General features: G+C 64.4%; 20 protein-coding genes and 1 tRNA gene. 10 read left to right on the forward strand and 11 right to left on the reverse strand.

All coding sequences use genetic code 11. The features are described 5' to 3' along the window. The first annotated feature begins 155 nt into the window (after nucleotides 1–155). From L0U84_RS14130 to L0U84_RS14145, 4 genes are all read left to right on the forward strand, one after another. Complete coding sequence (locus tag L0U84_RS14130) at nucleotides 156–884, forward strand: peptidoglycan DD-metalloendopeptidase family protein (RefSeq protein ID WP_233850636.1); 729 nt, start codon at nucleotides 156–158, stop codon at nucleotides 882–884. A 94-nt stretch (nucleotides 885–978) separates the two neighbouring features. Then, nucleotides 979–1,305 (forward strand): hypothetical protein, encoded by a 327-nt coding sequence (locus tag L0U84_RS14135; protein WP_233850637.1) that lies wholly within the window; start codon nucleotides 979–981, stop codon nucleotides 1,303–1,305. A 1,007-nt stretch (nucleotides 1,306–2,312) separates the two neighbouring features. Further along, on the forward strand, nucleotides 2,313–2,621 hold the full coding sequence (locus L0U84_RS14140) for a DUF2288 domain-containing protein (protein WP_129958229.1): 309 nt from the start codon (nucleotides 2,313–2,315) through the stop codon (nucleotides 2,619–2,621). Further along, the gene (locus tag L0U84_RS14145; RefSeq protein WP_442794003.1) at nucleotides 2,618–4,027 is read left to right on the forward strand and encodes an MATE family efflux transporter; all 1,410 of its coding nucleotides are present in this window, start codon (nucleotides 2,618–2,620) and stop codon (nucleotides 4,025–4,027) included. The genes L0U84_RS14140 and L0U84_RS14145 overlap by 4 nt, the downstream gene beginning before the upstream one ends. A gap of 246 nt (nucleotides 4,028–4,273) precedes the next feature. Here the strand turns inward: L0U84_RS14145 and L0U84_RS14150 are convergent, their stop codons facing one another. Next, on the reverse strand, nucleotides 4,274–4,441 hold the full coding sequence (locus L0U84_RS14150) for a hypothetical protein (RefSeq protein ID WP_233850638.1): 168 nt from the start codon (nucleotides 4,439–4,441) through the stop codon (nucleotides 4,274–4,276). Nucleotides 4,442–4,622: 181 nt separating this feature from the next. Between L0U84_RS14150 and L0U84_RS14155 the strand changes: the two genes are divergently transcribed. The 5 genes from L0U84_RS14155 to L0U84_RS14175 all read left to right on the forward strand — a co-directional run bounded on the left by L0U84_RS14155 (nucleotide 4,623) and on the right by L0U84_RS14175 (nucleotide 7,201). Next, nucleotides 4,623–4,799, forward strand: coding sequence for a hypothetical protein (locus L0U84_RS14155; protein WP_168991453.1), 177 nt, complete (start codon nucleotides 4,623–4,625; stop codon nucleotides 4,797–4,799). A gap of 396 nt (nucleotides 4,800–5,195) precedes the next feature. After that, a complete protein-coding gene (locus L0U84_RS14160; RefSeq protein ID WP_018421226.1) occupies nucleotides 5,196–5,354 on the forward strand; it encodes a DUF3309 family protein in 159 nt (52 codons plus the stop codon). Nucleotides 5,355–5,471: 117 nt separating this feature from the next. After that, nucleotides 5,472–5,548 (forward strand) — tRNA-Pro (locus L0U84_RS14165). Nucleotides 5,549–5,773: 225 nt separating this feature from the next. Next, nucleotides 5,774–6,232 carry a SixA phosphatase family protein gene (locus L0U84_RS14170; protein WP_233850639.1) on the forward strand — a complete coding sequence of 153 codons (459 nt, stop codon included), beginning with the start codon at nucleotides 5,774–5,776 and terminating at the stop codon, nucleotides 6,230–6,232. A 156-nt stretch (nucleotides 6,233–6,388) separates the two neighbouring features. Then, entirely contained in the window at nucleotides 6,389–7,201 is an 813-nt protein-coding gene (locus tag L0U84_RS14175; RefSeq protein ID WP_233850641.1) for a GNAT family N-acetyltransferase, read from the forward strand. A 96-nt stretch (nucleotides 7,202–7,297) separates the two neighbouring features. Here L0U84_RS14175 and ppx read toward each other — a convergent pair whose 3' ends face one another. After that, nucleotides 7,298–8,950 (reverse strand): exopolyphosphatase, encoded by a 1,653-nt coding sequence (ppx, locus tag L0U84_RS14180; protein ID WP_233850643.1) that lies wholly within the window; start codon nucleotides 8,948–8,950, stop codon nucleotides 7,298–7,300. Between the two features lie 204 nt (nucleotides 8,951–9,154). Between ppx and ppk1 the strand changes: the two genes are divergently transcribed. Next, entirely contained in the window at nucleotides 9,155–11,218 is a 2,064-nt protein-coding gene (gene ppk1, locus L0U84_RS14185; RefSeq protein WP_233850645.1) for a polyphosphate kinase 1, read from the forward strand. A 115-nt stretch (nucleotides 11,219–11,333) separates the two neighbouring features. Here the strand turns inward: ppk1 and phoR are convergent, their stop codons facing one another. The 9 genes from phoR to folP all read right to left on the reverse strand — a co-directional run bounded on the left by phoR (nucleotide 11,334) and on the right by folP (nucleotide 21,140). Next, nucleotides 11,334–12,647: a phosphate regulon sensor histidine kinase PhoR gene (gene phoR / locus L0U84_RS14190; RefSeq protein WP_129958225.1), complete on the reverse strand. Its 1,314-nt coding sequence runs from the start codon at nucleotides 12,645–12,647 to the stop codon at nucleotides 11,334–11,336. Between the two features lie 85 nt (nucleotides 12,648–12,732). Then, nucleotides 12,733–13,434 carry a phosphate regulon transcriptional regulator PhoB gene (gene phoB, locus L0U84_RS14195; protein WP_233850647.1) on the reverse strand — a complete coding sequence of 234 codons (702 nt, stop codon included), beginning with the start codon at nucleotides 13,432–13,434 and terminating at the stop codon, nucleotides 12,733–12,735. A 26-nt stretch (nucleotides 13,435–13,460) separates the two neighbouring features. Continuing rightward, nucleotides 13,461–14,165 carry a phosphate signaling complex protein PhoU gene (gene phoU / locus L0U84_RS14200; RefSeq protein ID WP_129958224.1) on the reverse strand — a complete coding sequence of 235 codons (705 nt, stop codon included), beginning with the start codon at nucleotides 14,163–14,165 and terminating at the stop codon, nucleotides 13,461–13,463. Between the two features lie 28 nt (nucleotides 14,166–14,193). Then, on the reverse strand, nucleotides 14,194–15,042 hold the full coding sequence (gene pstB, locus L0U84_RS14205; RefSeq protein ID WP_233850649.1) for a phosphate ABC transporter ATP-binding protein PstB: 849 nt from the start codon (nucleotides 15,040–15,042) through the stop codon (nucleotides 14,194–14,196). A 16-nt stretch (nucleotides 15,043–15,058) separates the two neighbouring features. Next, nucleotides 15,059–15,955, reverse strand: a complete 897-nt coding sequence (gene pstA, locus L0U84_RS14210) for a phosphate ABC transporter permease PstA (RefSeq protein WP_233850651.1) — start codon at nucleotides 15,953–15,955, stop codon at nucleotides 15,059–15,061. After that, entirely contained in the window at nucleotides 15,952–16,953 is a 1,002-nt protein-coding gene (gene pstC, locus L0U84_RS14215; protein WP_233850653.1) for a phosphate ABC transporter permease PstC, read from the reverse strand. The genes pstA and pstC overlap by 4 nt, the downstream gene beginning before the upstream one ends. 158 nt (nucleotides 16,954–17,111) lie before the next feature. Then, a complete protein-coding gene (gene pstS / locus L0U84_RS14220) occupies nucleotides 17,112–18,143 on the reverse strand; it encodes a phosphate ABC transporter substrate-binding protein PstS (protein WP_233850655.1) in 1,032 nt (343 codons plus the stop codon). A 709-nt stretch (nucleotides 18,144–18,852) separates the two neighbouring features. Then, nucleotides 18,853–20,211, reverse strand: a complete 1,359-nt coding sequence (gene glmM / locus L0U84_RS14225; RefSeq protein WP_233850657.1) for a phosphoglucosamine mutase — start codon at nucleotides 20,209–20,211, stop codon at nucleotides 18,853–18,855. A 29-nt stretch (nucleotides 20,212–20,240) separates the two neighbouring features. Next, nucleotides 20,241–21,140, reverse strand: coding sequence for a dihydropteroate synthase (gene folP, locus L0U84_RS14230; RefSeq protein WP_442794004.1), 900 nt, complete (start codon nucleotides 21,138–21,140; stop codon nucleotides 20,241–20,243). Nucleotides 21,141–21,159: the final 19 nt, after the last annotated feature.

Consider the following 21,159-nt stretch of genomic DNA (forward strand, 5'->3'; position numbering starts at 1 on the left):
GTGCCGGCGGCGAACCGCTCGAAGCGCTCGAAGCGGTCGCCCACCGCCTCGCCCCCCTCGCCGGGGGGCGCAACACAAAACCGTTAGAATCGAACGCTTTGTCTGTCTGTGCCGCGTGATCGGGATCGGCGCGCGGCAGCGCTTTGCGAGGTCCAATGCTGGAAATCACAACAATCAAACGACTCGGCTGCGCGGCGTTGCTCGCGCTGCTCGCCGCGTGCGGCTCGGCGCCGGTGGGGCCGGGCTACTACCGGGTCGAACGGGGCGACACGCTGTCGAAAATCGCACGCGGCAACCGGCAATCGGTGCAGAACATCGCGCGCTGGAACAACCTGACCAATCCCGACAGCATCGAGGTGGGCCAGGTGCTGCGTGTCGCGCCGCCAGCCGGGGCGGCCGGGGCGGCATCGACGAGCGGCGCGATCCGCAGCGGCGGTGGCAACGCCACCGCAAGCGCTGGCGCATCGGCCGCGCCGCGACCCGCGCCCGCCGACTCGGCGCCGGCCACCACGCCCGCGTCGATCTCGCTGATGTGGCCCGCCGACGGCACCGTGTTCCGCCGTTTCGACGGCGGCAACTCGAAGGGTATCGATATTTCCGCGGCGGCCGGCACGCCCATCGTCGCGGCGGCGCCCGGTACCGTCGTCTATGCGGGCAACGGCCTGCGCGGCTACGGCAATCTGCTGATCCTCAAGCACAACGCCGACTACCTGACCGCTTACGCGCATAACCGCGCGCTGTTCGTGAAGGAAGGCGAATCGGTCAAGCGCGGCCAGAAAATCGCCGAGATGGGCGACACCGATACCGATCGCGTGATGCTGCACTTCGAGCTTCGCTACCAGGGCCGCTCGATCGATCCATCGAAGGAACTGCCGCCGCGCTAGACGGCGGACGCGGGAACCCGCCGTGCTATCAACGCTCAATTCGAAGCGGCGTGGCTGCGCGCCACGCCCTTCCGCTATTTGCAAGGAGTCAGAAATGAAAAGCCCATTGGCGCGCGTCGCGACGGCTGCAGCGATCAGTCTTGGCCTCGTGACGCTCGGCGGCCTCGGCGGCTGCTCGACCACGACCACGATGACCTATCTGCCGAGCGGCGACACTGGCTTCGCGATCAATTGCAGCGGCAGCGACGCCAGCACGAGCTGGGCCGAGTGCTACAAGCGCGCGGGCGAAACCTGCGGCAACTACGGCTACGACGTGGTTTCCAAAGACGTCGACAACGGCGGGACGTCGGGCGGCACGGTCGGCGGGATTTTCGGCGCTAACGTGAAAAACCGGTCGATGGTAATTCGCTGCAAGCAGTAAAGGCGGCGCGTCATGCGGCCCGCGCGGCCGCCCCGCCGGATCGCGTCGCCACCTGGCGTCGCCACTTAGCGGCGTCGCCAGCGCCCCGAGCGCGGATCGATGCGCGCGGCGAAGAGCAGCAACAAGGCGAGCGCGATCACCCACACGCCGACGAAGATGATCACCCAGTTCATGAGCCTCGCGCCGAAAAAATAATCCGCCATCATCGGACGCGTATGTGAATTCGCGGTGAAGATCGCTGCGGCAACTCAAAACATCCACGTAAGTCCATTCAAAAAAAAGCCCGGCACGAGGCCGGGCTAACGGGGGTTCGGCGCATATCGGCAAAGGACCGGTTCACCATGCGCCAGAACGAAATCTAACAATCTGCATTTACAAGCGCAATCCATTAATTTTGCGGTCAATGTTACACGGCGTACGGATTACGCAATCCGTGAATCGGAAATGTCGGAATGAGACCGGCTTAATGCGCCGCGGCTGGAATACACAATACGCCAAGTGATTCGAACTGGAATGCGCGAGCATCGCACCAGCCAATGTTCCAGGGCAATCGGCCGGAAGTCCCGCGAAAACAGCAGAGGAAAGACGTCTGGCCGAATAACACTAACTCATTCGCAATAAGGTCGCTTTTGCTCGGGAATATTGCCTTGGTGCGGAAACGCACGTAACGCATCGATTAGTCGCCGCTTCAGTTCCGAATAAGCGTCGATATTTCTTCACAACAAATTCGCGAATAGTGAAACATTTAACATTGACAATTCTACCGACAATCCTGAAACCGCATTCAAACTCGTTTGGGCTTTGAATATTCGGACGATTAATGGTGACGCTGATGGACGGCACGGTTCGCGTACCATCGTCGTTGAATCCGCGGGCATCCAGGTTCAGAATCCGACTCAGTCCGACGATGCGTAAATGACCGCCCGGCGCGTTGCGCAAGGCCGCCGCGCGGCTCGCCGGTCCGCGCCAATGGTTTATAGTGACGACCCCGTCCGACCCCGCCTACGATGACTTCCAACGACGCCTCCCAAAGCCCCCTCTACGCGAAGCTGCTCGGCGAAACCGCCAAAATCGGCTGGAGCGAGCTCGAACGTTTCTTTGCGCGCGGCATACTCCTGCGCGTCGCGCGCGACCTCGATCTCGTGAGCGTCGCCGAAGCGATCGCCAACGACGACACCACCCAGGTCGCGCAATGGTTGTCCTCCGGCCTCGTCGAGCGCGTGCAGTCGGAGACCGCCGCCGATTTCGCCGCGCGCGACCCAGAGCTGTGGGCGGTCGTCGTCTCGCCGTGGGTCTGCGTGCAGGAGCGCTCTTGAGCGACGAGGCGCCCGGAACCGGCACGCCGGTCGCCCGGACGCCTCACGCCGCGCCTTCCGGAACCGCCGCGCACACATCCAACGCGCCCGCACTGCCGGTGCGCTGGCATCGCCGGGTGCTTGCACTCGCCTTCCCGATCGTCCTCGCGAATCTGACGCAGCCGATCCTCGGCGCGGTCGATACCGCCGTCGCCGGTCATCTGGACAGTGCCTCGTACCTCGGCGGCGTCGCGCTCGGCGGGCTCTTCTTCAACTTCGTGTTCTGGGGCTTCGGCTTCCTGCGCATGGGCACGACCGGCCTCGTCGCGCAGGCGCACGGGGCTGAGCGCAGCGACGAGCTGCGCAACACCGTCGTGCGCGCACTGCTGATGGCGGCCGCGATCGGCGCGCTGGTGCTGCTCGTGCAGCAACCGTTGATCGACTACGCGCTGCGGGCGATCGGCGGCAGCGACGCCGTGCAGCGGCACGCGCAGGTTTATTGCCACGCGCGCATCTGGGCCGCGCCGCTCGCGCTCGGCAACTACGTGGTGCTCGGCTGGCTGCTCGGCACGCAGCGGGTGCGGCTCGCGCTGCTGTCGCAGGTGTTCATCAACAGCGTGAACATCGTCGCAGTGCTGCTTTACGTGTACGCGTTTCATTGGGGCGTGGCCGGCATCGGCGCGGCCACCGCAACCGCCGACGCGCTCGGTTTCGCGCTCGGCCTCGCGCTGCTATGGCACGGCCGGCCGCGCGGCCTGCCCGCGCTCAGTCGCGCCGCCTTGTTCGACGGTGCCGCGCTGAAGCGGCTCGTTGTGCTCAATCGCGACATCTTCGTGCGTACGTTGTGCCTGCTGTCGTCGTTCGGCTGGTTCGCGCATCTCGGCGCGCGGCAAGGCGACGCGACGCTCGCCGCGAACGCATTGCTGCTCAATTTCCAGACCTTCATGGCGTACGGGCTCGACGGCTTCGCGCACGCGGCCGAGGCGCTGGTCGGCGCGGCGATCGGCGCGCGCGATCGTCACGCGTTCGCGCAAGCGGTCAAGGTCACCGCGCTGTGGTCGGCGTTAGGCGCGATCGGGTTCTCGTTGGTGTACTGGGGCGCGGGCGCGTGGATCATCGAGGGACTGACCGATCAGGCCGCTGTGCGCGCCGCGGCTGAAACCTATCTGCCGTGGGCGGCGCTGTCGCCGGTGATCTCCGTGTGGGGCTTCCTGCTCGACGGCGTGTTCATCGGCGCGACGCGCACGCGCGAGCTGATGGTGGCGATGGTGGTTTCACTCGCGGTGTTCGTGGCGGCGTCGTCGGCATTGCTCGCCTGGCACGGCAATCACGGGCTGTGGATCGCGCTGCTGATCTTTATGGCTACGCGAGGCGTGACACTCGCGCGTTACCTGCCGGGGTTGTCGCGGGGGATTGCGACGGCGTAGTGCGGTGCGCGGCGCTACGTAGGCGGTTCGGCGGTCGACAGACCGTTACGGCTTGAAACAAGCGCATACATGTCGCATAACGGGCGCGTCCTAGAATGCTCTCAGCCCGTGCTCTCCGCGCGAACAGTCGGCGCGGGTCAGAAGTGCCGGCGTGCCCGCGCCGGTGCTTCGCCCTCTCTCTGCCCTTTGCCGGTCGTTTTCACTTCGATGCCGATTTCGCGCTGCAGGCGCTTTCTGAACGAGCGCTTACTGTGAGTCGGGCGCGGGCACCATCGTCGGCGGCCGATCGTCGGTAGGAACGCCGTGGTAGTCGGCGGGATCGCGTGGCGGGCTGCCGTGATGCGCGGACGGATTGTCCGCACAGCCGGCGACGCCGGCACACAACAGCAAGGCAAGAGTCAGAACGCGGGTCATTTTGCATCGTCTCCGGGACAAAGGATTGGCGGACGGACGTCCGCCGGCGCGCCGAGAGTCTAACCGCAAAGCCCGCTCCGCGACGCCGTCACGCGCGCTCGTGCGTCGCTCCTTCCATTTCGTGAGATTTCGCCGGACCTGCGCTACTATGGGTCCATGGCTGAACCTACCGGAGACTGCCATGGACGGTGAATCGATTGCGGGCCTGATTGGGCTCGCCATAGGCCTGATCGTACTGGTGGCGTTGTCGATTTTCGAATCGCGAACGTACCGGCGTGAACACGACGGCGAAGGCATGCTGCATCACTGGACCCATCAGCATCTGCATATGCCGCATTGGAGGCGTCCAAGGCATTGATGCGGGTTATCTTCGACCCGGACCGAATGGCCTGTAGTCGCGGCACCGGCATGTCGCGGTGCCTCGGTCGCGCGTCCCCTCGATGACGCGATGACCGGCGTTGCGGCGCATGAACGCGCCGCGCGCGCCGACGTCCGCTGGACGTGCGCAACGCCCCTTCCAGTTCTTTACACACACCACGTCGAACCACGACGCTTCGAGGCGCCACGCTGTTCTTTTGCGCCTTCGACCAGACACTCGCTGCATCAATCTTCATAGCTGATGGGCACATGCCTTGCTGGTTCCGATCCAGCAATAGGCGCGCGACACGCGCGTCGATTGTCGCGGCGCGCATGCGCCAAACCAGCGTGACAATGCGGCCTGCGATTTCGCGGCCCCCTCAAAAAGGAGAACGCCATGACCGTCGGAACCATCCTGCTAATCGTGCTCATCCTGCTGCTGATCGGTGCGTTGCCAAGCTGGCCGTATAGCAGCGGCTGGGGCTATCGGCCGACTGGACTCGTCGGCGTCGTGCTGATCATCGTGATCATTCTGCTGTTGATGGGACGCATATAGCTCTGCGCGAGGCCAGCGCGAGCGCGAGCGCGTTGGCGGTGAAAGGCATGGCCAATACGGTCGACGACGCCAAGGGATTGACGCTCCAGTCCGCACCCCCTATACTCTCGGTCTCGTCGGAGCGTAGCGCAGCCTGGTAGCGCATCTGATTTGGGATCAGAGGGTCGAAGGTTCGAATCCTTTCGCTCCGACCACGAAAAGCAGTACGAAACCCGCGTAGCCTCCGGCTTCGCGGGTTTTTTGCTTCTGGGCTCGCGTTCCCCGAACGCCGACATCCAATCCGTCGTCAGGCACTCGCCTTGCAAATCATCACCCGTGCATGCGACAGTGCTTGAGCACGTACCTCGCTGCGAAGACGCGTCAAACCGAACGCAAACCCGCCGCAACGCCATCCCAAGCCGCTCACAAAGGAGACTCCCATGGACCTGATCCTCTGGCGTCACGCCGAAGCCGAAGATGTCGCCGCGAGCGATCTCTCCCGCGCGCTCACCACGCGCGGCCGCAAGCAGGCGCAGAACGTGGCGAAATGGCTGCGCTCCCGCCTGCCCGACGACGCGGTCGTACTCGCGAGCCCCGCCGTGCGCACGATCCAGACCGCCGAGACGTTGAGCGACCAGTATCGCGTCGTGCGCGAACTCGCGCCGAACGCGAGCGCGAACGACGTCCTCGAAGCGGCCGGCTGGCCCGGCGGCATCGCGCAGACCGTGGTGATCGTCGGCCACCAACCGACGCTCGGTCACGTCGCCGCGCAACTGCTCGGCGACAGCCGGGCGAGCTGGCCGTTGAAAAAAGCGGGCATCTGGTGGATCGAGAGCCGCGATCGCAACGGCGAACAGGAGGCAGTGTTGCGCGCCGCCATCAGCCCCGATCTGATCTGAGCGCGCGCGTCGCGCGACAGCTCCCGACATTACAGGCACACACGCGAGGGCTTACGGGCAGTCATCCAATCGTCACGGCTTTGCCATGCGAGCGTCACCGCGCGTTACTACATTGGCGAAAAAAGAAATCCTCACTCTTTTCGACCAGGACAGCCAATGCGAGAACTGCCGACGCCCACCCTGCCCTTCGCCTCCCTTTTCGAATCGCGCCGTCTGCCGCGCGCCGAGGAAACGGTCACCGCGCAGCATCGCCTGCAAGTGTCGTGGGCGCGTACCGACGAAGAGCTGCGTGAAGCGCAGCGTCTACGCTATCGCGTCTTCGCCGACGAAATGGGCGCGCGCCTCAGCGGCCCCGCAGGCCTCGACGTCGATGCATTCGATTCGTACTGCGATCATTTGCTGGTGCGCGATCTCGACACGTTGAAAGTGGTCGGTACGTATCGCGCGCTGCCACCGCACCAGGCTGCGCGCATCGGCCGTCTGTATGCGGAAAGCGAATTCGACGTGTCGCGTCTCACGCATCTGCGCGCGAAGATGGTCGAGGTCGGCCGCTCGTGCGTGCATCCCGACTATCGCAGCGGCTCGGTGATCATGTCGCTGTGGGCGGGGCTCGCCGCGTACATGAAGCACAACGGCTACGAGACGATGCTCGGCTGCGCAAGCGTCGCGATGGCCGACGGCGGCCACTATGCGGCGAACCTGTATTGCTCGCTGCGCGACAACGCGCTGACCGCACCCGAATATCGCGCATTCCCGCATACGCCGCTGCCGGTCGACGAACTGCAGACCGGCGCCGCCGTCGCGCCACCGCCGCTCGTGAAGGGCTATCTGCGTCTCGGCGCGAAGATTTGCGGCGCGCCGGCATGGGACCCCGACTTCAATACCGCGGACTTCCTGACGCTGTTCCGTCTGTCCGAGATCAACGCGCGCTACGCGCGGCACTTCCTCGGCGATACGTTGCCGCGATAAATCGCGCCGCCGAATGACGAAAAAGCCCTGCATCTGCAGGGCTTTTTTTGTTCATGCACACACCGCGAATCGAACCGTGCGTCGATCCGCGACGTGTCAATCGTCCGTATAAACGACGCGATACGGAATCCCGACTTTCTCCCATTCCGCCGCCTCCTGGATCAGGCTGTAGTCCGTCAACGGATTGTTGGCGACCCACTCGTTCGGCAAACGCACCTCGTAGCCGCCGTTCGCCTGAGCAACCGTGATGCCCGGCAGACCGACGTCCGCGCGTCGGCGGCACAGCAACGCCGCGAGCCGCACACAGAACAGCAGCGGCCATTCGACGTCGCGCGTCTGCGACAGCTTGCCGAGCTTGCCCGCATGGCCGAGCACGAGCGCGGCGAGGCGCGCCTGGTCGGTGCGCGAAAAGCCTGGCATGTCGGCGTTGCTGGCGATATACGCGGAATGCTTGTGATATGCGCTATGCGAGATCGACAGCCCGATTTCATGCAGCGACGCCGCCCAGCCGATGAACATGCGATTTTCCGCGCGGCGCTCTTCGTCCGGTTCAATGAACTGGTCGTAGAAGCTCGTCGACAGATCGCTGATGCGCCCCGCCTGCGGGCGATCGACGCCATAACGGCGCATGAAGCCCTCGACCGTCACCGTGCGCATGTCCTCGTGCTGCGAACGGCCGAGCAGGTCGTACATGACGCCGAGGCGCAGCGCGCCGTCGGTGGTATCGACATAATCGACGCCCAGTTCGTCGAACACCGCGATCATGATCGACAGGCCGCCCGCGAGCACCGGCACGCGGTCGCTCTTCAGCGCGATCAGTTTCAGCCGGTTCACGTTTTCGGCCTTGATCAGCGCGCGCTTGAGCCGCTCGAGGCCGCCGCGCGAAATGCCGTGCGTGATCCCCGCATCGTTGAAATTGTTCGCTTCGACCAGTTCGGCGAGCGCGCGCGCGGTGCCCGACGAGCCAATCGCCTGCTCCCAGCCGGTCTTCTTGTATTCGGCGGAAATGATCTGGATTTCGCGACGCGCGGCGAGCTCGGCCTGGCGCATCGTGTACTCGTCGACGTTGCCGGCCGGGAAAAACGCGCGGCTATGGCTCACGCAGCCGATATACAGGCTCTCCATCATGATCGGCGTGTAGTGCGAGCCGATGATGAATTCCGTCGAACCGCCGCCGATATCGACGACGAGCCGCTTGCCCGCGCTCGCCGGCACCGAGTGCGCGGCGCCTGCATAAATCAGGCGCGCTTCCTCGCGCCCCGCGATCACTTCGATCGGAAAACCAAGCGCGGCCTGCGCCTCGCCGAGAAACTCGCCCGCATTCTTCGCGATGCGCAGCGTATTGGTCGCGACCGCGCGCACGTGGTCGGGGTGAAAATCGCGCAGGCGCTCGCCGAAGCGCTTCAGCGCATCCCAACCGCGCACCTGCGAGGCGCGATCGAGCATCTTGTCGCTCGATAGCCCGGCCGCGAGCCGCACCGGCTCGCGCAAGGCGTCGACCTGATAGATCTGGCTGCCCGCGTCGGTTTCCTCGACCCTGCCCACGATGAGCCGGAAGCTGTTCGAACCGAGATCGACGGCGGCGAGGAGATGAGGGATATTGGCCATCGGGTAAGCGTACTCCATGCGCGCGAGCGCGGCGGCTGCGGCCACGGGCGTGGCGGCGGCCGCTGGCAGCGCCGCGCGCCTGCCCGGCGCCTTCGGCGCATGATGCGCGTCGCGGCCGGCGGCACTGTTCAAAGACGCCATTCTAAGCGTAGCAGCCTTCACGGTGTCACCTCGCGGCGCAGGGAGTTTCGTATCGTCGCATAGGTAACGCGTCATATTGACGACAGGCGACGATTGCGGCATAAAATGTAAAAAACATCGTCGATGTCATCAGGACGTCATCAAATCGTGAGAATTTCCGAGCGTCTTTCCGTCTCCATTTCAGACATTCCAATCTCGCCACCGATGTCCGTCCGCTATCCCTTATTGAATCGCGAGCTGGGCATTCTGGGTTTCAACGAGCGCGTATTGGCGCAAGCCGCCGATCCCGCCGTCCCCCTGCTCGAACGCCTCCGCTTCATCTGCATCACCAGCAGCAATCTCGACGAATTCTTCGAAGTCCGCATGGCCGGGCTCCAGGAACAGATGCGCGACAACCCCGGCGCATTGTCGCCGGACGGCATGTCGCTGCAGCACGTGTACGACCTCGTGGTCGAACGTGCGCAGAAGCTCGTGCATCGCCAGTACACGATGCTGCACGACACGGTGCTGACCGCGCTCGAACAGGAAGGCATCTATTTCCACGGTACCGAAGCCTGGAGCGACGCGCAGACCGAATGGGCGCGCAACTACTTCTTCGACGAACTGCTGCCGGTGTTGACGCCGATTGGTCTCGATCCCGCGCATCCGTTTCCGCGCGTGCTGAACAAGAGCCTGAACTTCGTCGTCGAGCTCGAAGGCAAGGATGCGTTCGGCCGCCAGGCGATGATGGGCATCGTGCAGGCGCCGCGCGCGCTGCCGCGCCTCGTGCGCATGCCGCAGGAACTGTCGGGCTATCCGCATGGCTTCGTGCTGCTGAGCTCGCTGTTGCAACGCTTCGTCGGCGAGCTGTTTCCGAACCTCGTCGTGCGCAGCTGCAACCAGTTTCGGATCACGCGCAATAGCGAACTGTTCGTCGACGAAGACGAAATCACCAATCTGCGCGTCGCGTTGCAGGGCGAACTGCCGGCGCGGCATCTGGGCAATGCGGTGCGGCTCGAAGTGTCGGCGGAAACGCCCGCGCATGTGGTGCGGCGCCTGCTCGACGAAAGCGGTCTGTCGAACAAGGACTGCTACTACGTGAACGGCCCCGTCAATCTGGTGCGGCTGATGCAGTTGCCCGAGATGGTCGACCGGCCGGATCTGAAGTTCGTCCCGCATATTCCTTCCACACCGCCGCAGATCGCCAACGCCGCGAGCATGTTCGACGTGATCGATCAGGGCGACGTGCTGCTGCATCATCCGTACGAGAGCTTCCAGCCGGTGCTCGAACTGCTGTTGCAGGCAGCCAAGGACCCGAACGTGGTCGCGATCAAGCAGACCATCTACCGCACCGGCACCGACTCGCCGCTGATGGACGCGCTGATGCAGGCCGCGCGCAACGGCAAGGAAGTGACGGTGGTGGTCGAGCTGCTCGCCCGCTTCGACGAGGAAACCAATATCAACTGGGCGTCGCAGCTCGAAGCGGTCGGCGCGCATGTGGTCTACGGCGTGGTCGGCCACAAGTGCCACGCGAAGATGATGCTGATCGTGCGACGCGTATCGGCGGGCGGCAAGTCGACGCTTAAGCGCTACGTGCACCTCGGCACCGGCAACTATCACCCGCGCACCGCGCGCCTCTATACCGACTTCGGTCTGATGACCGCCGATCAGAAGATCTGCGAAGACGTGCACCATGTGTTCCAGCAGCTGACCGGGATCGGCGGCGAGCTGAAGCTGCACGAGCTGTGGCAATCGCCGTTCACGCTGCATCCGAAGCTCGTCGACGCGATCCGCAAGGAAGCCGAGCATGCGCGCGCGGGCAAGAAGGCGCGCATCGTCGCGAAGATGAACGCGCTGCTGGAGCCGACGGTGATCGCCGAGCTGTACGAAGCGTCACAGGCCGGCGTGAAGATCGATCTGATCGTGCGCGGCGTGTGCTCGCTGCAGCCGGGCGTGCAAGGACTCTCCGAGAACATCACGGTGCGCTCGATCGTCGGGCGCTTTCTCGAACACCATCGCATCTACTACTTCTACGACGGCGGCCAGGAGCAGGTCTATCTGTCGAGCGCCGACTGGATGGATCGCAATCTGTTCCGACGCGTCGAAGTCGCCTTCCCGGTCAATAACCGGCGCCTGAAGCGGCGCGTGATCGCGGAAGGGCTGTCGGCGTTTCTCGGCGACAACCAGTCGGCCTGGTTGATGCAGAGCGACGGTCACTATCGCCGGCGCCGGCCGGGCAAGGCGTCGCGCAATGCGCAGATGAGTCTGCTCGGCAAGTTCTGTTCGTAGTCGCTCGCCTTGCGGGTGCTCGCCGCGACGGTGAGCACCTCAGAATGAGCGCACATAAAAAAACCGCCTTCTCAGGCGGTTTTTTTTTGGTTGACCGCTCGGACGACTGCCGCATTCAAACCTGCGCGGTTTGACAGCGCGCCGACCGGTACACCGGAAAGCGCACCGTGAACGTGCTGCCGCGCCCTTCTTCGCTCTTCACGTCGAGTTGCGCATCGTGCCGTTGCAGTACGTGCTTGACGATCGCGAGACCGAGCCCGGTGCCGCCCGTGTCGCGCGAACGGCTGCGATCGACGCGATAGAAGCGCTCGGTGAGGCGCGGAATATCGGCCGCCGGAATGCCGAGGCCGCTGTCGGCGACCGAGAACACCGCATGGCCGCCCTGCGCGCGCCAGCTCACCTTGATCGAGCCGCCGTCCGGCGTATAGCGGATCGCGTTCGTCACCAGGTTGCCGAACGCGCTGAGAATCTCGGTTTCGACGCCGGTGACGGTCAACGCTTCGTCGGCATCGAAGACGATCCTGTGATGATCGCTCGACAGGCTTTGCGCGTCGTCGTGCAGATGCCGCAACACCGCGCGCATGTCGATCATCTGATCGCTCGGCGGCTTGTTGTCGCCCTCGAGCGTCGCGAGCACGAGCAGATCGCTGACGATATGACGCATGCGCGACGCCTGCTGCTCCATCAGGTCGAGATAACGCGCGCGCTCGGCTTCGCCCAACGGCAGCTCGCGCATCGTCTCGAGAAAACCCGACAGCACAGTAAGCGGCGTTTTCAATTCGTGCGACACGTTGGCGACGAAGTCACGCCGCATCGCATCGGTGCGCTCGAGCTCGGTGATGTCCTGCGACAGCACCAGCTTGCGATTGTCGCCATACGGAAACACCTGCACCGACAGCACGTTCTGGCGCTTGTCGCCCATGCCGCGCATGATCAGCATTTCCTCGTACCGATGCGAATTCAGATAGCGCACGAAGTCCGGATGACGCACCAGATGGGTGATGTGCTGACGCAGATCGCGCTTCGCATCGAGCCCGAAGTGGCTTTCGGAAATTGCGTTGCACCACTCGATCTGATCGTGATCATCGAGCATCGCGACGCCGTTCGGCGACGCCTGGATCGCCTGGATGAAACGCGAATGCTGCTGCTCGACCTGGCGCACCTGGGCGTGCCAGCGCTTCGCGAGCTTGTGCAGACGGTAGTAGATTTCGCCCCAGATGCCGGGGGCGCTCGGCACTTCGCCGTACACCGGCGCGTCGAGCAGACGCCACAGGCGCTGCTTGTGGAAGGTACTGAAAATGCTCTGTGCGAGCAGCATGACGATGGCGAGAGCGAGCCCTGCCTTGACGTTCACCAGTGCGCCGACCACCGCGCACAGAACAGCAAGCAGCACGACCGACACGATGGAGCGCGCCCAGATGATGTTCATGGTCTAGCGATCGAAGAGAAAATACAGCGCAGGAAGGAGGTGTGGCGGCACAGCACAGCTCAGCTCAGTGCGCCGCCGACGGCTATCAGCCGCTCTTCGCCAGCCGGTAGCCGCTGCCGCGCACCGTTTCAATCATAGCATCGCACCCGGCCGGCTTGAGTGCCGCGCGCAGACGCTTGATATGCACGTCGACGGTACGCTCCTCGACGAACACGTGATCGCCCCACACCTGGTCGAGCAGTTGCGTGCGGCTGTGCACGCGCTCCGGATGAGTCATGAAGAAGTGCAGCAGACGGAATTCAGTCGGGCCGAGATCGAGCTTGATCTCACTGCCTTCCGCATGCGCGGCGACGCGGTGCGTGGCCGGATCGAGCTTCAGGCCGTTGATCGCGACCACGTCCTCGGTCAGCTGCGGCGCGCGGCGGCGTAGCACCGCCTTGATGCGCGCCATCAGTTCCTTCGGCGAGAACGGCTTGGTCACGTAGTCGTCGGCGCCGATCTCGAGGCCGAGCACCTTGTCCTGCTCGTCGCCGCGAGCGGTCAGCATGATGATCGGGATGTGCTTGGTGCGCTCGTTGTTGCGCAGATCGCGCGCGAACGAAATGCCCGATTTGCCCGGCAACATCCAGTCGAGCAGCACGAGATCGGGCAGCACGTCGCTGATCAGGTTGTGCGCCTGCTCTGCGTTGTACGCGCGAATCGGGCAGTGCCCGGCGTGCTGAAGATTGACCGAAATCAGTTCGGAAATGGCGGGCTCATCTTCAATGACGAGAATGCTGCTGGGCATCGGCACCTCTGTTCCTTATCTCTGGATTAGCTGAGCGCTTCGCGTTCGAGCGCGTCGCGCGACTGGTGCCGCACGTCGGTACCCTTGACGATGTAAATGATGAATTCCGCGATGTTCTTCGCGTGGTCGCCGATCCGCTCGATCGCCTTGGCGATGAACAGGAAGTCGAGGCCCACCGAGATCGAACGCGGATCTTCGGTCATGTACGAAATCAGCTTGCGCACGAAGGCGCGGAATTCCTCGTCGATCGCCTTGTCGTCGCGCACGATCTGCGCGGCGGCGACCGTGTCGAGACGCGCGAACGCGTCGAGCGCACGGCGCAGGATCGACACGGCCATTTCGCCGGACAGCTTGATCTCGGCGATGTTGATCGTGCGCGACGCGCCGTCTTCCATCAGACGCTTGGTGCGCTTGGCGATCTTTTCGGCTTCGTCGCCGGCGCGCTCGAGGTTCGTGATGGTCTTCGAGATCGCGATCAGCAGGCGCAAATCGCGCGCGGCCGGCTGACGGCGCGCGATGATGTTGCTGCATTCCTCGTCGATCTCGACTTCCATCTTGTTCAGACGGTCTTCGGCGGCGATCACCTGCTCGGCGATATTGAGGTCGAATTCGTTGAGCGCCTGCATCGCGTTGACGATCTGCGACTCGACGAGCCCGCCCATTTCGAGCACCTTCGACGAAACCAGGTTCAGGTCGGCGTCGAACTGGCTGGACAGATGTTTATCGGACATGTCGTACTCCGTTGTATTGCCCGGCGGATCAGCCGAAGCGGCCAGTGATGTAGTCCTCGGTTTCCTTGCGGACCGGCTTGATGAAGATCTTTTCGGTGTCGCCGAATTCGATCAATTCACCGAGGTACATATAGGCAGTGTAGTCCGAACAACGGGCCGCCTGCTGCATGTTGTGCGTGACGATCACGACCGTGTAATCGCTCTTGAGCTCGGCGATCAGCTCTTCGATGCGGCCCGTCGAGATCGGGTCGAGCGCCGAGCACGGCTCGTCGAGCAGCAGCACTTCGGGGCGGATCGCGATACCGCGCGCGATGCACAGACGCTGCTGCTGGCCGCCGGACAAACCGTAGCCGCTCTGGCCGAGCTTGTCCTTGACTTCGTTCCACAGCGCCGCCTTGGTCAGCGCCCATTCGACGCGATCGTCCATTTCCGAGCGCGACAGCTTCTCGAACATCTTCACGCCGAAAGCGATGTTGTCGTAGATCGACATCGGGAACGGCGTCGGCTTCTGGAACACCATGCCGATGCGCGCGCGCAGCAGCGAAATGTCCTGGCGGGTGGTCAGCAGGTTTTCGCCGTCCATCACGATCTCGCCTTCCGCGCGCTGCTCCGGATAGAGCGCATACATCTTGTTGAAGGTACGCAGCAGCGTGGACTTGCCGCAGCCCGACGGGCCGATGAACGCGGTCACCTTGCCTTCGGGAATCTGCAGATTGATGTTCTTCAGCGCGTGATACTTGCCATAGAAGAAGTTGAGGTCCTTGACCTCGATCTTCGGACGCGCCGGCGTTTGTGCGTGAGCGCTGCTCTCGGGGTCGGAGCCCGCGGGCGCGGCTACATGCCCGATCGGATTGAGTTGGGTTTCTGCCATGTTCATCGGATTCACTCCGCCCTTACTTGTTCGAGAAGATCGTGCGCGCGAGGATGTTCAGTCCCAGCACCGCGAGCGTGATCAGGAAGACGCCGGCCCACGCGAGCGATTGCCACTGCGCGAACGGGCTCATCGCAAACTTGTAGATCGTGACCGGCAGGTTCGCGACCGGCTGGCCCATATCGACCGAGAAGAACTGATTCGACAGCGCGGTGAAGAGCAGCGGGGCGGTTTCGCCGGCAATCCGCGCGACCGCAAGCAGCACACCGGTGACGATGCCCGCGATCGACGCCTTCAGCGTGATCGACAGCACCATCTTCCACTTCGGGGTGCCGAGCGCGAACGCGGCTTCACGCATCGCGTTCGGCACGAGCTTGAGCATGTTTTCGGTGGTGCGGATCACGATCGGAATCTGCAGCAGCGCCAGCGAGAGCACGCCGGCCCAGCCGCTGAAGTGGCCCATCTTCGCGACGACGAGCGCATAGACGAACAGACCGATGACGATCGATGGCGCCGACAGCAGGATGTCGTTGATGAAGCGCGTGAGGTTGGCGAGCCAGCCTTTCTGGCCGTATTCGGCGAGATAGACGCCCGCCATGATGCCGATCGGCGTGCCGACGAAGGTCGCGAGCCCGACCAGCAACAGGCTGCCGACGATCGCGTTGGCGAGGCCGCCGCCGTCGGTGTTCGGCGGCGGCGTCGACTGCGTGAACAACTCGATCGACAGACCGCCGATACCGAGACGCAGCGTCGTGTAGAGAATCCACACGAGCCACAGCAGGCCGAAGGCCATCGCCGCGAGCGACAGCGTCAGCGCAAGCGCGTTGGTCATGCGACGGCGCCCTTGCAGACGCACGCGCATCGCTTCGAGCGTCGCGGGGTCCTTCAGACCCGGCATGTTCAGGGACGGCCCGCTCATTTCGCGCCCTCCCCTTTCTCGAGACGCAGCAGCATGATTTTCGAAATCGCCAGCACGATGAATGTAATCACGAACAGGATCAGGCCGAGCTCCATCAGCGCCGACGTGTGCAGGCCCGGATCCGCTTCCGCGAACTCGTTGGCGAGCGCCGACGTGATGCTGTTGCCCGGCGAAAACAGCGAAATATTGTCGAGCAGATTGGTGTTGCCGATCACGAAAGTGACCGCCATCGTCTCACCCAGCGCGCGGCCGAGGCCGAGCATGACGCCGCCGATCACACCGGTCTTGGTGAACGGCAGCACGATCTTCCACATGACTTCCCACGTCGTGCAGCCGATACCGTAGGCCGATTCCTTCAGCAGCACCGGCGTCACTTCGAACACGTCGCGCATCACCGCCGCGATGTACGGGATGATCATGATCGCGAGGATCACTCCCGCGCACAGAATGCCGATGCCGATCGGCGGACCGGCGAACAGCGCGCCGACGATCGGAATGCCGCCGAGCACCGCGCCGAGCGGCTTCTGGAACCACATCGCGAAAATCGGCGCGAACACGAGCAGACCCCACATGCCGTACACGATCGACGGAATCGCGGCGAGCAGCTCGATCGCGATGCCGAGCGGCCGGCGCAGCCACGCGGGCGACAGTTCGGTCAGGAACAGCGCGATGCCGAAGCTGACGGGCACCGCGATGACGAGAGCGATGATCGACGTCGCGATCGTGCCGTAGATCGGCACGAGCGCGCCAAATTGCTTGCTGGGTGGATCCCACACCGCCGTCCACAGGAACGCGAGACCGAACTCGCGAATCGACGGCATCGAGGCGACGATCAGAGACACGATGATGCCGCCGAGCAGCAACAGCGTGACGATGGCGGAAAGGCGTGCGAGGCCGCCGAAGATCACATCGCCGGAGCGGCCAGGCGCCTTTTGCTGCGACGCGCTGCCAGGCGGAGTGGCCCGGCTCGTGCCGGACGCTAAATGAATATCGGACATGAGAGCCTGAGGGACCTGTTTCCAGTTGCCGGACGACACATGTCGGGCGGTCGGGGTGATGCATGCGGCGCATGCCGCGTGAAAGTCACAGGCCGTCCTCGCACGAGGACGGCCGGGGTGCTACAGGGCGCGGTCCGGACCGCGCCAGCATACGCCTGTTACTCGGCGAGCGTCTTGCCTGCCGAATCCTTCACCTTCTGCTTCCACTGCGTCTTGATTTCCGAAACGACCGACTGCGGCAGCGAGATGTAGTCCAGATCGTTCGCAGCCTGACCGCCGTTCTTGAACGCCCAGTCGAAGAACTTCAGCGTTTCCGTGCCTTGCGGTGCCTTGTCCTGCGTCGTGTGCAGCAGCACGAACGTCGCGCCGACGATCGGCCATGCGTTCTTGCCCGGCTCGTTCGTCAGGATCTGGTAGAACGACTTCGACCAGTCGGCGCCAGCAGCCGCTGCCTTGAACGTGTCGGTCTCCGGCTGAACCACGGCGCCCGATTCGTTCTTCATCGCGACATAGTTCATGTGGTTCTGCTTGGCGTACGCCCATTCGACGTAGCCGATCGCGCCCGGCAGACGCTGCACGAATGCCGCAACGCCGTCGTTACCCTTGCCGCCCGTACCGGTCGGCCAGTTGACCGTCGCGCCTTCGCCGACCTTCGTCTTCCATTCCGGGTTGACCTTCGACAGGTAGTTCGTCCAGATGAAGCTGGTGCCCGAACCGTCAGCGCGGCGCACCACGGCGATGTCCAGATCCGGCAGCTTGGCCTTCGGGTTCAGCGCGACGATGGCCGGGTCGTTCCACTTCTTGATCTTGCCCAGATAGATGTCGCCGAGCACTTCACCCGACAGCACCAGTTCGCCCGGCTTCACGCCCGGCACGTTGACTGCCGGCACCACGCCGCCGACCACCGTCGGGAACTGGAACAGGCCTGCCTTCGCGAGTTCGTCGTCCTTCAGCGGAGCGTCCGAACCAGCGAAATCGACCGTCTTCGCCTCGATCTGCTTGATGCCGCCCGACGAACCGATACCTTGGTAGTTAACCTTGCCGCCGCCGGTCTTCTGATAAGCGTCGGCCCACTTCGTGTAAATCGGTGCCGCGAACGTGCTGCCCGCGCCGGTGATGTCTGCGGCTTGCGCTGCGATTGCGAAGAGCGCGCCAGCGACGCCAGCGAACACGGTTTGCATCAATTTCATGAGACCTCCAAGAGGGGTGTGAGCGTGTGGTGTGAGCGTGAAACTCGAACACCGCGAAGCTTAGGGTCTCTTTATGACAAAAACGTGACTAATCATGAATCAGATGTGACAGTAATATTACCCAGTGAAAGGTGCCGGAGCCGGTGAATTGGCGCACTCGCGATGCACGTTGCATCGCCTTTTTCAAGGTAGACGAAAATGATGGGGCGCTAACGTTTGCGCTCAGCGTGGAGGGTCGTTTTTGTGCGGGACGTGCCGACCTTTTGGCGGATTCGGCGAGGGGAGTTTGTTGGGGTGAAGAAGGAGCCTTCGTTGGGGATGAAACCCGGCCACGCAGTCCGTGAGGCCCACCGACACTTCTGGTGGCGACGCTCAGGCAGGCGGTGGGCGGTGGGCGGTGGGCGGTGGGCGGTGGGCGGTGGGCGGTGGGCGGTGGGCGGTGGGCGGTGGGCGGTGGGCGGTGGGCGGTGGGCGGTGGGCGGTGGGCGGTGGGCGGTGGGCGGTGGGCGGGGCCCCCCGCCCCCCCCCCCCCCCCCCCCCCCCCCCCCCCCCCCCCCCCCCCCCCCCCCCCCCCCCCCCCCCCCCCCCCCCCCCCCCCCCCCCCCCCCCCCCCCCCCCCCCCCCCCCCCCGCCCCCCCCCCCCCCCCCCCCCCCCCCCCCCCCCCCCCCCCCCCCCCCCCCCCCCCCCCACCGCCTGCTCGGGAAGCGATCAGGCCGTCGCTACCCGCACGGCTTCGGCAATCGCTTCCGAATGTGCGACCGCGTCCGCAGCGTTCTGCGCCTCTACCATCACGCGTAGTACCGGCTCGGTGCCCGACGCGCGGATCAGCACGCGACCACGGCCGTCGAGCGCGCCTTCAGCCATCTTGATCGCGCTACGAATCGTCTCGCTACCCTTCCAGTCCGCGCCGGGCTTCATGCGCACGTTGATCAGCTTCTGCGGGAACAGCGTGACACCGTCGAGCAGATTCGCGAGCGACTTGCCGCTTCGCTGCATCGCCGCCAGCACGAGCAGAGCGGAGACGATGCCGTCGCCGGTCGAATGGCGATCGAGTGACAGAATGTGGCCCGAGCCTTCCGCGCCAAGCTGCCAACCGTGCTCGCGAAGCTGTTCGAGCACATAGCGGTCGCCGACCGCGGCGCGCACGAACTTGACGCCGGCTTTCTGCAGCGCGACTTCCACGGCCATGTTGGTCATCAGCGTACCGACCGCACCTTCCACTTGGCCGGCAGTCGCGATCCGGTCTTTGACCAGCACGTACAGCAGCTCGTCGCCGTTGAACAGGCGGCCGGATGCGTCGACGACCTGCAGACGGTCGGCGTCGCCATCGAGCGCGATACCGAGGTCCGCGTGATTTGCCCGCACCGCGCGAACCAGCGCATCCGGCGCGGTTGCGCCGACGCCGTCGTTGATATTGAAGCCGTTCGGCGAGACGCCGATCGGGATCACTTCCGCGCCGAGCTCATGGAACACATGCGGCGCGACGTCGTACGCGGCGCCATGCGCGCAATCGACGACAAGCTTCATGCCGCGCAGGTCGTAAGCGGCCGGGAACGTGCTCTTGCAGAACTCGATGTAGCGGCCGGCCGCGTCGTCCAGACGGCGTGCCTTGCCCAAACGCTCGGAGGGCGCGCACGCGAGCGGCAACTCGAGCTGCTCCTCGATCAGCGCTTCGACATCGTCCGGCAGCTTGTTGCCGTCGGCCGAGAAGAATTTGATGCCGTTGTCGTAGTACGGGTTGTGCGACGCGCTGATCACGACGCCGGCGGCAAGCCGCAGCGCGCGCGTCAGATAGGCGATGCCGGGTGTCGGCATCGGGCCGGCCAGCATCACGTCGACGCCGGCCGCTGAAAAGCCCGATTCGAGCGCGGCTTCGAGCATGTAGCCCGAGACCCGCGTGTCCTTGCCGATCAGCACGGTCGGGCGGGTGCCTGTTTTCGCCCATCGATCGGCGCCCGCGAGCACCTTGCCGGCCGCGTAGCCGAGACGCAACACGAATTCCGGCGTGATCGGACCTTCGCCGACCTTGCCTCGAATGCCGTCCGTTCCGAAGTAACGACGTGCCATATTTGTTCTCCCTGTATGTGGCTGCGGGTTCAACCCTGCGCGCGGCTCTGATTGGCTGCGTCGCGCAGAGTTGCCCATACTTTTAATGCATCGACTGTTTGTGCGACGTCGTGTACGCGCAGGATCGCGGCGCCCCGCTCGGCCGCGCACACCGCCGCGGCGATGCTGCCGGCCACGCGCTCGGGCGCCGGCCGCCCCGTCACCGCGCCAATCATCGATTTGCGCGACATGCCCGCAAGAATTGGATATGGCGATGCGGCGCGCGGTGCCGTGTCGCGCAGATGCGCGAGCAACGCGTAGTTGTGCTCGACGACGACCTTGCCGAAGCCGAAACCGGGATCGACGCTAATGCGTTCGCGCGCAATCCCCGCCTGCTGCAACGTCGCGACACGCTCCTCGAGGAATTGACGCACCTCGCTGATGACGTCGGCGTAGTGCGGCTCGCCCAATTGCATGGTCTGCGGCTCGCCGAGCATATGCATCACACAAAGGCCGCAGTCGCTGTCGCGCACTGCGTCGATCGCGCCGGGCATGCGGAAGCCCCAGATGTCGTTGATCAGGTCGGCGCCCGCGCTCAACGCATGACGCATGACTTCCGGCTTGTACGTATCAACCGACAACGGCACGTTCGCACCACGCAGTTGCTCGACGAGCGGTATCACCCGCTCGAGTTCTTCGTCGAGCGGCACCGGCGGCGCGCCCGGACGCGTCGATTCCCCGCCGATATCGATGATGTCCGCGCCTTCGAGCATCATGCGCTCGGCCTGGCGCAGCGCATCGCCGCGCATGGCGAACTTGCCGCCGTCGGAGAAGGAATCGGGCGTGACGTTCAGGATGCCCATGATCAACGGGCGTTCGAACGTCAGCTTGAAGCGGCCGCATTGCAGCGGTTCTGGAAGGGGTGCGGAAGAAGAATCGACTTTCGACACGTAACAATGCTTCACTTGA

This window comes from Paraburkholderia sp. HD33-4 (genome assembly GCF_021390635.1).
GTDB lineage: Bacteria > Pseudomonadota > Gammaproteobacteria > Burkholderiales > Burkholderiaceae > Paraburkholderia.

Excerpts from the sequence above, each read along its gene's own strand:
- L0U84_RS14130 (WP_233850636.1), top strand. The coding sequence starts at position 156 with ATGCTGGAAATCACAACAATCAAACGACTCGGCTGCGCGGCGTTGCTC.
- L0U84_RS14135 (WP_233850637.1), top strand. The coding sequence starts at position 979 with ATGAAAAGCCCATTGGCGCGCGTCGCGACGGCTGCAGCGATCAGTCTT.
- L0U84_RS14140 (WP_129958229.1), top strand. The coding sequence starts at position 2,313 with ATGACTTCCAACGACGCCTCCCAAAGCCCCCTCTACGCGAAGCTGCTC.
- L0U84_RS14150 (WP_233850638.1), bottom strand. The coding sequence starts at position 4,441 with ATGACCCGCGTTCTGACTCTTGCCTTGCTGTTGTGTGCCGGCGTCGCC.
- L0U84_RS14155 (WP_168991453.1), top strand. The coding sequence starts at position 4,623 with ATGGACGGTGAATCGATTGCGGGCCTGATTGGGCTCGCCATAGGCCTG.
- L0U84_RS14160 (WP_018421226.1), top strand. The coding sequence starts at position 5,196 with ATGACCGTCGGAACCATCCTGCTAATCGTGCTCATCCTGCTGCTGATC.
- L0U84_RS14170 (WP_233850639.1), top strand. The coding sequence starts at position 5,774 with ATGGACCTGATCCTCTGGCGTCACGCCGAAGCCGAAGATGTCGCCGCG.
- L0U84_RS14175 (WP_233850641.1), top strand. The coding sequence starts at position 6,389 with ATGCGAGAACTGCCGACGCCCACCCTGCCCTTCGCCTCCCTTTTCGAA.
- ppx (WP_233850643.1), bottom strand. The coding sequence starts at position 8,950 with ATGGCGTCTTTGAACAGTGCCGCCGGCCGCGACGCGCATCATGCGCCG.
- ppk1 (WP_233850645.1), top strand. The coding sequence starts at position 9,155 with ATGTCCGTCCGCTATCCCTTATTGAATCGCGAGCTGGGCATTCTGGGT.
- phoR (WP_129958225.1), bottom strand. The coding sequence starts at position 12,647 with ATGAACATCATCTGGGCGCGCTCCATCGTGTCGGTCGTGCTGCTTGCT.
- phoB (WP_233850647.1), bottom strand. The coding sequence starts at position 13,434 with ATGCCCAGCAGCATTCTCGTCATTGAAGATGAGCCCGCCATTTCCGAA.
- phoU (WP_129958224.1), bottom strand. The coding sequence starts at position 14,165 with ATGTCCGATAAACATCTGTCCAGCCAGTTCGACGCCGACCTGAACCTG.
- pstB (WP_233850649.1), bottom strand. The coding sequence starts at position 15,042 with ATGAACATGGCAGAAACCCAACTCAATCCGATCGGGCATGTAGCCGCG.
- pstA (WP_233850651.1), bottom strand. The coding sequence starts at position 15,955 with ATGAGCGGGCCGTCCCTGAACATGCCGGGTCTGAAGGACCCCGCGACG.
- pstC (WP_233850653.1), bottom strand. The coding sequence starts at position 16,953 with ATGTCCGATATTCATTTAGCGTCCGGCACGAGCCGGGCCACTCCGCCT.
- pstS (WP_233850655.1), bottom strand. The coding sequence starts at position 18,143 with ATGAAATTGATGCAAACCGTGTTCGCTGGCGTCGCTGGCGCGCTCTTC.
- glmM (WP_233850657.1), bottom strand. The coding sequence starts at position 20,211 with ATGGCACGTCGTTACTTCGGAACGGACGGCATTCGAGGCAAGGTCGGC.